Annotated in this window: 12 protein-coding genes; 6 read left to right on the top strand and 6 right to left on the bottom strand. The window is 52.0% G+C overall.

Translation table 11 applies throughout. The features are described from left to right. Nucleotides 1-16: 16 nt before the first annotated feature. The gene (azoR, locus tag ABVM99_RS00630; protein WP_000048924.1) at nt 17-622 is read left to right on the top strand and encodes an FMN-dependent NADH-azoreductase; all 606 of its coding nucleotides are present in this window, start codon (nt 17-19) and stop codon (nt 620-622) included. Here azoR and ABVM99_RS00625 read toward each other — a convergent pair. From ABVM99_RS00625 to ABVM99_RS00610, 4 genes are all read right to left on the bottom strand, one after another. Then, complete coding sequence (locus tag ABVM99_RS00625) at nt 619-1068, bottom strand: GFA family protein (protein ID WP_001518898.1); 450 nt, start codon at nt 1066-1068, stop codon at nt 619-621. The genes azoR and ABVM99_RS00625 overlap by 4 nt on opposite strands. 143 nt (nt 1069-1211) lie before the next feature. After that, nucleotides 1212-1535: a YdbL family protein gene (locus ABVM99_RS00620; protein WP_000760345.1), complete on the bottom strand. Its 324-nt coding sequence runs from the start codon at nt 1533-1535 to the stop codon at nt 1212-1214. Nucleotides 1536-1542: 7 nt separating this feature from the next. After that, a complete protein-coding gene (locus tag ABVM99_RS00615) occupies nt 1543-1734 on the bottom strand; it encodes a YnbE family lipoprotein (RefSeq protein ID WP_000784063.1) in 192 nt (63 codons plus the stop codon). Then, complete coding sequence (locus ABVM99_RS00610; RefSeq protein WP_023194745.1) at nt 1734-4370, bottom strand: YdbH family protein; 2637 nt, start codon at nt 4368-4370, stop codon at nt 1734-1736. The genes ABVM99_RS00615 and ABVM99_RS00610 overlap by 1 nt, the downstream gene beginning before the upstream one ends. Before the next feature lie 239 nt (nt 4371-4609). On the opposite strand from ABVM99_RS00610, the gene ldhA reads away from it, so the two are divergent. Both ldhA and hslJ read left to right on the top strand, forming a co-directional pair. Further along, nucleotides 4610-5599 carry a D-lactate dehydrogenase gene (gene ldhA / locus ABVM99_RS00605; RefSeq protein ID WP_000762206.1) on the top strand — a complete coding sequence of 330 codons (990 nt, stop codon included), beginning with the start codon at nt 4610-4612 and terminating at the stop codon, nt 5597-5599. A gap of 110 nt (nt 5600-5709) precedes the next feature. After that, on the top strand, nt 5710-6120 hold the full coding sequence (gene hslJ, locus ABVM99_RS00600) for a heat shock protein HslJ (RefSeq protein ID WP_000725242.1): 411 nt from the start codon (nt 5710-5712) through the stop codon (nt 6118-6120). Nucleotides 6121-6163: 43 nt separating this feature from the next. Here the strand turns inward: hslJ and ABVM99_RS00595 are convergent, their stop codons facing one another. Further along, nucleotides 6164-6430, bottom strand: a complete 267-nt coding sequence (locus ABVM99_RS00595; RefSeq protein ID WP_001200679.1) for a DUF333 domain-containing protein — start codon at nt 6428-6430, stop codon at nt 6164-6166. Between ABVM99_RS00595 and ABVM99_RS00590 the strand changes: the two genes are divergently transcribed. From ABVM99_RS00590 to uspF, 3 genes are all read left to right on the top strand, one after another. Continuing rightward, on the top strand, nt 6346-6645 hold the full coding sequence (locus ABVM99_RS00590; RefSeq protein ID WP_031607555.1) for a hypothetical protein: 300 nt from the start codon (nt 6346-6348) through the stop codon (nt 6643-6645). The genes ABVM99_RS00595 and ABVM99_RS00590 overlap by 85 nt on opposite strands. Before the next feature lie 60 nt (nt 6646-6705). Continuing rightward, nucleotides 6706-10230, top strand: a complete 3525-nt coding sequence (gene nifJ, locus ABVM99_RS00585; RefSeq protein ID WP_052938180.1) for a pyruvate:ferredoxin (flavodoxin) oxidoreductase — start codon at nt 6706-6708, stop codon at nt 10228-10230. 481 nt (nt 10231-10711) lie between these two features. Then, nucleotides 10712-11146, top strand: a complete 435-nt coding sequence (gene uspF, locus ABVM99_RS00580) for a universal stress protein UspF (protein WP_001082296.1) — start codon at nt 10712-10714, stop codon at nt 11144-11146. Between the two features lie 52 nt (nt 11147-11198). Here the strand turns inward: uspF and ABVM99_RS00575 are convergent, their stop codons facing one another. Further along, nucleotides 11199-11537 (bottom strand): SMR family transporter, encoded by a 339-nt coding sequence (locus ABVM99_RS00575; RefSeq protein ID WP_000159242.1) that lies wholly within the window; start codon nt 11535-11537, stop codon nt 11199-11201. Between the last annotated feature and the right edge of the window lie 40 nt (nt 11538-11577).

Genomic DNA, 11577 nt, shown 5'->3' with positions numbered 1-11577 from the left:
ATAAAAGGAAACACCCATGAGCAAGGTATTAGTTCTTAAATCCAGTATTCTGGCAGGGTACTCTCAGTCTGGTCAGTTGACTGACTATTTTATTGAACAATGGCGCGAAAAACACGTCGCAGATGAAATTACTGTCCGCGATCTGGCGGCCAACCCTGTTCCGGTGCTGGATGGCGAGCTGGTGGGCGCGATGCGTCCGGGCGATGCGCCTTTAACGCCACGTCAGCAGGACGCTCTGGCGCTGTCTGATGAACTCATTGCTGAACTGAAAGCCCACGACGTCATCGTTATTGCGGCGCCGATGTACAATTTCAATATCCCGACGCAGCTGAAAAACTACTTTGATCTGATTGCCCGCGCCGGTATCACTTTCCGCTATACCGAAAAAGGCCCGGAAGGTCTGGTAACCGGTAAACGCGCGGTGGTTCTCTCCAGTCGCGGCGGTATCCATAAAGACACCCCGACGGATTTGATTGCGCCTTACCTGAAAGTGTTCCTTGGTTTTATCGGTATTACCGACGTGAATTTTGTCTTTGCCGAAGGCATCGCCTACGGGCCGGAAGTGGCGGCTAAAGCCCAGGCCGACGCAAAAGCCGCGATTGACAGCGTAGTGGCCGCTTAAATATTTTTGCCTCCCGTTTCGACGGGAGGTGACTTCTTCGGTTCGTAGCGCAAATATCCTACCACGCCGCTACTGCCGCCATCGCTGGGATGCGTTACCCCATCATTGACTTCAACGCAGGCGAAATCAAAAGGCGACACATTTTCGATGCACGCCACATTGACCCCATATTGATCGGGATTGGATCGGCGCTGATGAAAAGTATATATCCCGCATACCGAACAGAAAAAATGCACCGCCTTGCCCGTATTGAAGCGATATTCGGTAAGCTTATCCTGCCCTTTTAGCACTTTAATACCCGACAGCGGCGCAGACACTGCCACCGCTCCGCGCATCCGGCAAAACGAACAGTTGCAGCGCCTGGCGGTATGAAAGCCATCGCTAAGTTGAACGGTAAACACGACGCTGCCACAATGGCAGGCAGCAGATAATTTTTCAGACGTCATACCTGGTTACTCTCGCGAATAGTGATACCAGTCAACAGTATAGAAATGGCGTTTCCGGTTCGCCTAATATAAATACGACCTTCGTATTCAGAAATTACCCATATAAAAATGCATTTTGCGGTAAAAAAATTGTCGGAAAGCGGTTATTTACGCATCCATTTGCCATTAATTCCCTGGACATATTCTCCCGGCCTGGCGCGCTCAACTAGTTTTTGCCCTGCCATCTTCGCCACCTCGTCCACGGGAAGATGATTGCTATCCGCTAACTGCTGATAACTGGCGCGGCGGGCATGATTAATATCAAGCACCAGTTTCTGGGTTTCGGCATCATTCTTTAAGGCCACCAGATAGCCATTCAGCGTTTCCCCGACCCGGCCCTGCGTGCGCGCTTCGTCCAGGGTTAAGGCCCACACAGAAGGTGTGAGCAAGCTCAGCGTCAGCACCCATAGTATTAAATACTTTTTCATTATGGCCTCAAAATAGATCGCTGCGTGATTTCAGGAGTTCTTCAACATCTTTATCGACTTTGATATGTATTTCATGCTCGATCTTTACATTCATGTTGATGGTAATCGGCTGTTCCGGCGCGGCGACTTCAATACGTGGCGTGCAGCCCACCACGATAAATGACGCAAGCGCTGACAGCATGGCAATACTCATTTTCATTATTTATCCTCACAGTCCTTGTCTTTCCGGCAAGGAGGTTGCGGCAACGCTGTATTTTGTTCAAGCCATGCCTGTAAATTGTCGCCAAAACGCAAACTGCGCCACAGCGTAAACACATTTTCTTCATGGGTATAGTTCAAGTTAACGATCGCGGTTTTACCATCTACCCGGCTTTTGCCGGTAATGGCCGCCTGCATCGTTAGTACGCCCAGGTTATCAACGTTAATTTTCGTCCACGAATGCGTAATCTCCATATAACGTAGCCAGTTGATCGCCGAGCCTGCCGTGACATTATCCTTCACCACCGCATCCGCAGTATCTTTATCGATGCGCAACGTCATTGGCCCGGGATTCGTAAGCCAGCCATCTTTGATTATCCATTTTTCATTGTTCAGCCACAGCGGCAGCGCGCCGCTGACCGGACCAGACATGGCGAATTGCTTTGGATTTATGGCGCTAATCAATTCGCTGGATGAAATATTTTGCACCCGCAAAAGCGCCGGGTCGTGCTGCGGCATTCGCAACTGTTTCATAATGATTTGACCGCCCAGCACGTCTACGCTGACATCGCTTAGCAGTAATGGATTCGACTCGCTCCAGGGATAACCGCCCTGTAAATCAGCGGTGATATTTTTCGCCGTGACCTGGTTAACTATCCCGGCAATACGCAGCGAGACAGGCCCGCGCGTCCCCAATTGCCACGCGCCGTTGTGGAAGCGAAATGGCAGAATGAAATCGACGCCGTTGATTTTGTTATCCGGCATCCAGGCGCTACCGCCTTTTAACACGCCGTGTCCACCTGCTTCAAACCCCTGCCCCTGTGCGGCGGAAAAAGCCACCTGCGCATACAGTGAGCCTTCGCGCAGCGTCATTTTCCAGTCCGGTGGAAGCAACGGCTGAAAAACGATAAGCGACTGCTTCGGCCACCAGGCCTGTCCGCGAAGGCGTTCGCCATCCCAGCGCCCATTCAGCCGTACCGGCCCTATCGCCCCCGCCCGAAGGTCGCCTTTAAACTGGAACAGAGTTGGCTCGCGCCCTTCAACGCTAAAATTAATGGTAGAAGGCGGCAGCACGCTCCCGCTGGTAAATACGGTTTTTCCCGCCTCCAGAGACAGCGCGCCCTGTAGCGACGGCGTTGTGGCGTCGCGAACCCAGACAATAGGTTTATTCAGCGCCAGTCTTGGCGATGTGACGGTCATTGCGCCATAGTGCAACTGATCAAAACCGGTGGACAAACTGGTCAACCTGATGGTGTTATCATGCCATTCGCCCTGTCCGGCAATATCCCAGCGGGCGCGCATTGGCGTAAAGCTTCCTTGCCCCCAATAGCGCCACCGCCAGCGACCAGCATCAGGGAGAAAATCATTCGCCAGGCCATCAAGATGAAGAACGAAATCGCCCATCTCATTTTCGTGCGCCCGTAAAATAGCCTGTAATCGACCATCAACGCCGCGCGGCGTCACCTTGACGCCCGCCAGCGGCCAACGAATTTCATCAATATCTAACGCATCAATCACCCGTCCGCGCGAGCGTAGCAATGCGCCAGGTGCAAAGGTGAGCTGCGGATCGGCCAGACTGCCGCGGAACATAGCGGGCAATACGGCATAAAAGATTAAATCCTTCTGTTTAGCCTCGCCGGTAAGCTGTAGAGGCATCTCACTGCTATCCATGCTGAGTTTTCCCGGGCCGATAGTCAGTACAGCGTTCGCTTTACCGGCATCGCCCTGGGTCAGAATATTCAGGCGTCCGCTGACTCGCGCATTATCCGGCCCGGCTTGCCAGTTATCGATATTAAAAGCCAGACGTCCGCTCAAGGGGAATCCCTGATATGGCCAGTTCCAGCGGCCATCGCTGATGGTAAGCCGCTGACGCGTTACCGCCCAGGGGAGATCGAGAATCGGGTCAGGATTACCTCGCGCCATCACGATGAGCTGTCCGGCGTTATCACGCCACTCCAGTTCCGCATCCACCAGCAACGGTTCCTGCGGCAGACGCAAGGTCGCTGCCGCATGACCGCTGACCGGCAGGCCATCCGGTACCAGCGGCAACATAAACTCCCCCGCCAGGCTAACGGGAGGCTGGTTGGCCAGCGCGGCGATCTCCAGTTGGCTCACAGTCAATGCCTGACCGCGTAGCTGCCCTTGAAATTTTACTTTTTCGCCCTGATAACGTATCTGCTGAATGACCGGCGTCATGGAGATCGCCAGCTTGCCCTGCCATTCCGGCCAGGGCGCGAGAATGACATTATCGACGTTAATCCAGGTATTGGGCAGCATTGACTGCCACTGCGCCAGCGTACGCGGCGCGGCGGGAGAAGCTTCCGTAGCGGGCAGTTTCGCCAGGCATGCGGCATCCAGTTTGAGGCTTTTAATATTCAGCAACCAACGGCTGGGATGCGTCAGTTCCGCCTGGGTAATATGCGCTAACGAACAATCATTGACCAGATAGCGAAGATCGGGAATCACTAACCCATGACGTGTCAGGCGTGGACTTTGTTCCAGAGCGATACGGGTACCGACGGGTAGCCAAATTCCCGCCAGAGTGGGAACCCACAGCCCGAGGGTCATCAGTAGCGTCAGAGGGATAAGAATCAGCAGTAACAGTAGCGCAAGGGCGGCTTTATATTTACCCTTCATGGGCCATTAATTTCCTGATTTAACGAAAAATTCAGTCGGCTATCTCTTTATTTTGGCATGATTGCCCGTACATAGCCTAATAGTTCATGTTGCAGGGACGCCCTCCGGCTATTTGAGGCGTTGTGGAGAATGATAACCTAAAATTATTCATTATATGTATGACTATCAATTATTTTTGATTTTTTGTAAGATAATTTTAAGCATATTTGTGTGATTCTAACATCACTGGAGAAGGTCATATGAAACTCGCCGTCTATAGTACCAAACAGTATGACAAGAAATATCTACAGCAAGTGAACGAAGCGTTCGGTTTTGAACTGGAGTTTTTTGATTTTCTGCTAACCGAGAAAACGGCGAAAACCGCCAATGGATGTGAAGCAGTTTGTATCTTCGTGAATGACGACGGGAGCCGACCGGTACTGGAAGAGCTGAAAAAACACGGCGTGAAATACATCGCGCTGCGTTGCGCCGGATTTAATAATGTCGACCTGGATGCCGCTAAAGAGCTCGGTTTGCAGGTGGTGCGCGTACCGGCTTATTCTCCGGAAGCCGTCGCTGAACATGCGATTGGCATGATGATGACATTGAACCGCCGTATCCACCGCGCTTATCAACGCACCCGCGACGCTAACTTTTCCCTTGAGGGACTGACCGGCTTTACCATGCACGGAAAAACCGCTGGCGTCATTGGTACCGGTAAAATCGGCGTCGCCGCGCTGCGTATCCTGAAAGGCTTTGGAATGCGTTTACTGGCGTTTGATCCCTATCCCAGCACCGCCGCGCTTGACCTCGGCGTAGAGTATGTGGATCTGCAAACGTTGTTTGCCGAATCGGATGTCATTTCCCTGCACTGCCCGCTCACGCCGGAAAACTACCATTTACTGAACCATGCGGCATTCGATCAAATGAAAAATGGCGTTATGGTCATTAATACCAGTCGTGGCGCGCTGATTGATTCCCAGGCGGCTATCGAAGCTCTGAAGAATCAGAAAATCGGCTCGCTGGGGATGGATGTGTATGAAAACGAACGCGACCTGTTCTTTGAAGATAAGTCAAACGATGTTATCCAGGATGATGTTTTCCGCCGTCTGTCGGCCTGCCATAACGTACTGTTTACGGGGCACCAGGCATTCCTGACCGCAGAAGCGCTGATCAGCATCTCTGAAACCACGTTACAAAACTTAAGCCAGCTTGAGAAGGGCGAAGCCTGCCCGAACGCGCTGTTCTAATCCTGTCGCTCCCCTGCGCTCAGGGGAGCATTTTCGGATAACCCCTGAAGATCTATCCGGTCATATCATTACTATAGTCAGTGTTAACTATCAGATTACAGAGAATATCAATGAAGAAAATCGTCACGCTGGTCGCCCTGAGCATCATAATGACGGGGTGTGTGAGCAGTGGAAAAGTGTCCGTCAAACGCGAGCAACTGGAGCACCACCGCTTTGTTCTGGAAAGCGTAAACGGTAAAACGGTCACCGGCCCGGAGCTCAGCTTTGGCGAGGACATGACGGTATCCGGCAAAATGTGCAATCAATTCACCGGCGAAGGAAAACTGTCGGACGGCGAATTAAAAGTGAAAAATTTAGCGATGACCCGAATGATGTGCGCCGATCCGCAGCTTAATGCGCTGGACGGCACCCTCAGCGAGCTCTTCAGCAAAGGCGCGCAGGTCGATTTAACTGCGAACCAATTAACGCTGGCGACGGCAGAAACAACGCTAATGTATAAACTGGCGGATTTAGCGCACTAAGCCATTAAGTGAAAAGTTATACGCGTCAGGCGAAACGCCGCGCTTAGTAACTCCCGCAGTTTCCGGCGGCAAGCGACTGTTCGCTACAACGTTTGCCGTTGGGTAGCGCGCACATACCAATTACTGAACCATCAAGCTGCCGGGCCGCTGAAAGCGAACCGCCAATCATAGCGCAATTCGCTTCGCCGGCGCTGGACATCGCCGCTTTCATCCCTGGCGAAACATGTGCCGCGGTTGCCTGCTGAACAGGTTCGCTACTGCAAGCCGACAATAATAACGCGGCACATCCCACCCAAAACGCTGCGCGCATTTCTCTCCCCTCTGTTTATTCATCCAAACGACACCGCCCTAAATAATAGGCAGCAGAAACTCACGCGTCGAGAGGCAAAGCGCGCATTTATGCGCTTCATTAACATTTATTGGCAATTTTTTACGTCTTTTCGGCAAGAAATCGTCATTCTCCTCCCGCCAGGGACACAAAAGCGAAAATGGGGCTTGAAGGGCTTTGCTAAAATAAAAGGATAACTACAGGATGCGCTCACGATTATGCGTGTCCCTCTTTTTTGCGCAATGTAAGGGTGTCATATGCAAACAATTGACGGTAATGGCGCAGTAGCGTCGGTGGCGTTCCGTACCAGCGAGGTTATCGCCATTTACCCGATTACGCCCAGTTCAACAATGGCTGAACAAGCGGATGCCTGGGCCGGTAATGGGCTTAAAAATGTCTGGGGCGATACGCCGCGTGTGGTAGAGATGCAGTCGGAAGGCGGCGCGATCGCCGCCGTTCACGGTGCGTTACAAACCGGTTCGCTTTCTACGTCATTTACATCATCGCAGGGGCTGCTGCTGATGATTCCAACGCTGTATAAACTGGCGGGGCAGCTCACGCCGTTTGTACTGCACGTTGCCGCGCGCACCGTCGCCACACACGCGCTTTCTATTTTTGGCGACCATTCCGATGTGATGGCGGTCCGCCAGACAGGCTGCGCGATGTTATGCGCCGCCAGCGTTCAGGAAGCGCAGGATTTTGCGCTGATCGCGCACAGAGCTACGCTGAAAAGCCGCGTTCCGTTTATTCATTTTTTTGATGGCTTCCGTACATCGCATGAAATCAACAAAATTATACCGCTAACGGATGAAACCATTCTGAACCTGATGCCGCAGGCGGAGATCGACGCTCACCGCGCCCGCGCACTGAATCCGGAACATCCGGTGATTCGTGGAACTTCAGCGAATCCGGATACCTACTTCCAGTCTCGCGAAGCGACCAATCCGTGGTACAACGCCGTTTATGATCATGTTGAAGAGGCGATGAGGGCATTTGGCGACGCTACGGGCCGCCACTACCAGCCATTTGAATATTATGGCCATCCCCAGGCTGAACGCGTCATCATTGTGATGGGGTCCGCCCTCGGCACCTGCGAAGAGGTCGTGGACGAGCTACTGATACGCGGAGAAAAGGTCGGCGTTCTGAAAGTCCGTCTGTTCCGCCCCTTCTCCGCCAAACATTTGTTACAGGCATTACCGGAAACCGTTCGCGCTATCGCCGTACTCGATCGCACTAAAGAGCCAGGCGCGCAGGCCGAGCCGCTTTATCTGGACGTGATGACCGCACTGGCGGAGGCCTTTAATAATGGCGAGCGCGAAACATTACCGCGCACCATTGGCGGCCGTTATGGGCTATCATCCAAAGAGTTCGGCCCGGCGTGCGTACTGGCGGTCTTTAATGAACTCAGCCGCGCGAAACCCAAACCACGGTTTACGGTGGGCATTTATGATGACGTCACTAATCTCTCGCTGCCATTACCGGAAAATACCCTGCCCGGCAGCGCTAAACTTGATGCGTTATTTTACGGTCTGGGAAGCGACGGCAGCGTATCCGCCACGAAAAATAATATTAAAATTATCGGTAATTCTACGCCGTGGTATGCGCAAGGTTATTTCGTTTATGACTCTAAAAAAGCTGGCGGGCTCACGGTATCGCACCTGCGTGTCAGCGAAAAACCCATTCGTTCCGCTTACTTAATTGCTCAGGCGGATTTTGTCGGCTGCCATCAATTACAGTTTATCGATAAATATCAGATGGCGGAGCGTCTAAAGCCCGGCGGTATCTTTCTGCTTAATACGCCGTACAGCGCCGACGAGGTCTGGTCGCGTCTGCCGCAAGAAGTTCAGGCGGTGTTGAATCAGAAAAAGGCGCGTTTTTACGTGGTTAACGCGGCGAAAATCGCCCGCGAATGTGGACTTGGCGCCCGCATCAATACCGTCATGCAAATGGCTTTCTTCCACCTGACGCATATTCTTCCGGGCGATAGCGCCCTGGTTGAGCTGCAGGGCGCGATTGCCAAAAGCTATAGCAGCAAAGGTCAGGATCTGGTTGAGCGTAACTGGCAGGCATTGGCTCTGGCGCAGGAATCGCTGGCGGAAGTGCCGTTGCAGGCGGTTAATCCGCACAGCGCGCATCGCCCGCCGGTCGTCTCCGACGCCGCGCCGGATTTCGTGAAAACCGTTACCGCCGCCATGTTGGCGGGCCTCGGCGACGCACTGCCTGTTTCCGCCCTGCCGCCGGACGGAACATGGCCGATGGGCACCACCCGCTGGGAAAAGCGCAATATCGCCGAAGAGATTCCTGTCTGGAAAGAGGAACTGTGTACACAATGTAATCACTGCGTCGCCGCCTGCCCTCACTCGGCGATTCGTGCAAAAGTCGTTTCCCCGCAGGCGATGGAGAACGCGCCAGCCAGTCTGCATTCGCTGGACGTGAAGTCCCGCGATATGCGCGGCCAGAAATATGTGCTGCAGGTCGCGCCGGAAGACTGTACTGGCTGTAATTTATGCGTAGAGGTCTGCCCGGCTAAAGATCGGCAAAATCCACAGATCAAGGCGATTAACATGATGTCGCGCCTGGAGCATGTGGAAGAAGAGAAAGTGAATTATGACTTTTTCCTCGACTTACCGGAAATCGATCGCAGCAAACTGGAACGAATTGATATCCGCACATCGCAGCTTATTACGCCGCTGTTTGAATATTCCGGCGCCTGTTCCGGCTGCGGTGAAACGCCGTATATTAAACTGCTGACTCAGTTATATGGCGACAGAATGTTAATCGCTAACGCCACGGGGTGTTCCTCTATTTATGGCGGTAACTTACCCTCAACGCCTTATACCACCGATGCCAACGGACGCGGCCCGGCATGGGCGAATTCGTTATTTGAAGATAACGCGGAATTTGGTCTCGGTTTCCGTCTGAGCGTGGATCAGCACCGGGCGCGCGTCATGCGTTTACTGGCGCAATTCGCCGATCGCATTCCGGCGGAATTAAACGATGCGCTGCATGCCGAAGCAACGCCTGACGTTCGGCGTGAGCAGGTCGCCGCATTACGCCAACATCTGAAATCGGTTGCGGGCGCAGAGGAACTGTTAAAGGATGCTGATGCGCTGGTAGAAAAATCAATCTGGCTGATTGGCGGCGATGGTTGGGCATACGACATCGGCTTTGGCGGTTTAGACCATGTGTTAAGCCTGACGGAGAATGTCAATATTCTGGTTCTGGATACGCAGTGTTACTCCAATACTGGCGGCCAGGCGTCGAAGGCGACGCCGCTTGGCGCCGTCACTAAGTTTGGCGAACATGGCAAGCGTAAAGCCCGTAAAGATCTTGGCGTCAGCATGATGATGTATGGTCATGTTTATGTCGCGCAAATTTCGCTGGGCGCGCAGTTAAACCAGACGGTGAAAGCCATCCAGGAGGCCGAAGCCTGGCCAGGGCCGTCGCTGATCATTGCCTATAGCCCCTGTGAGGAACATGGTTACGATCTGGCGCTAAGCCATGACCAGATGCGCCAGTTAACGGCGACCGGTTTCTGGCCGTTATACCGCTTTGATCCCCGCCGTGCGGATGAAGGCAAGCCGCCGCTGGCGCTGGACTCTCGGCCACCGTCTGATGCCCTGGCGGAAACGTTGCTTAATGAACAGCGTTTCCGTCGCCTGAATGCGCAACAGCCTGAAGTAGCTGAACAATTATGGCGAGATGCCGCATTGGATTTGCAAAAACGCTATGACTTTCTTGCCTTGCTGGCAGGAAAAGCGGAAAAATCCGGCGCAGATTAAAAAATATTCTAAGGATTAGCCTGGAAACAAAAAAAGCCCGAACATCCGTTCGGGCTTGTCAATTTATACGCTGGAAAGCAAAGGTTAACGCAATGGCCCAGCGACAAAATGAATATGTGACAATAAAGGCATATAACAGGCGTAGAATATCGTAACCGAATGATATTGTATAATTTTTATTTCGTATAATACTCCCAAAAGCATTCGTATAAATTATATCTATTTCACTGCGAATTATTTCATTAATTATTGGATTAAACGGTAACATCTCTTTTTAGGTCTTTCCTGACAAGGCAGAAATAACGTTTTAACGTCAACTCGCTGATTATTTACGGGGAATGCGCTTAATATTACGCCGTCCTCCCCTGTTGGTAGTCCCCGCAGAGTATCGTGGAGCAGCACCTAAAATGTGACGTATGTCATTGTACATAAAGTGCCTTTAGGGAGTAGAATTTCAGTGGATACTTAAACAGGAGGTTTTATGAACAGAACGATTCTTGTACCCATCGATATTTCAGATTCAGAATTAACTCAACGCGTGATTTCACATGTTGAAGCCGAAGCAAAGATTGACGACGCTAAAGTGCACTTTTTGACTGTAATCCCGTCTTTGCCCTATTACGCTTCACTGGGACTGGCTTATTCAGCAGAGCTCCCCGCAATGGACGATTTGAAAGCCGAAGCCAAATCTCAACTGGAAGCGATTATCAAGAAATTCAACCTTCCCGCGGACCGCGTGCAGGCGCACGTTGCAGAAGGCTCTCCTAAAGATAAGATTCTGGAAATGGCAAAAAAATTACCGGCCGATATGGTGATTATCGCCTCGCATCGTCCGGATATTACTACCTATCTGTTGGGTTCCAACGCCGCAGCCGTTGTGCGTCATGCGGAATGCTCCGTACTGGTGGTGCGCTAAATACCCGAGCCCGCATAAGAGAGTGCGGGCTCAAATCAACCATCATCATCGCCTAGTGACTGACGCTTTTTGAAAACAGATTGATTACGATTACGCCGCAGATGATAAGCAACATGCCAATAATAGCCGGCACATCCAGTTTTTGGCCAAGAAACAACCATCCTATCAATCCAATAAGAACAATCCCTACCCCAGACCAAATGGCATAAATGATACCAGCAGGGATGGTTCGCATTGGGATGGTAAGGCACCAGAACGCGATACAATATCCGATGATGGTAACGAGGCTCGGTACCAGACGCGTAAAACTATCCGATAATTTTAATGAGATCGTGGCGATAACTTCTACCACGATGGCGATAAATAGAAAGATTACAGCTTCTTTAGTCATACATCTCTTCGTTCCGATATTTTTCGGGTCGTGGTGACAT

It is taken from the genome of Salmonella sp. SJTUF15591 (assembly GCF_043356435.1).
In the GTDB taxonomy this organism is placed as follows: domain Bacteria; phylum Pseudomonadota; class Gammaproteobacteria; order Enterobacterales; family Enterobacteriaceae; genus Salmonella; species Salmonella enterica.
This window is presented reverse-complemented; position numbering and strand designations above follow the sequence as displayed.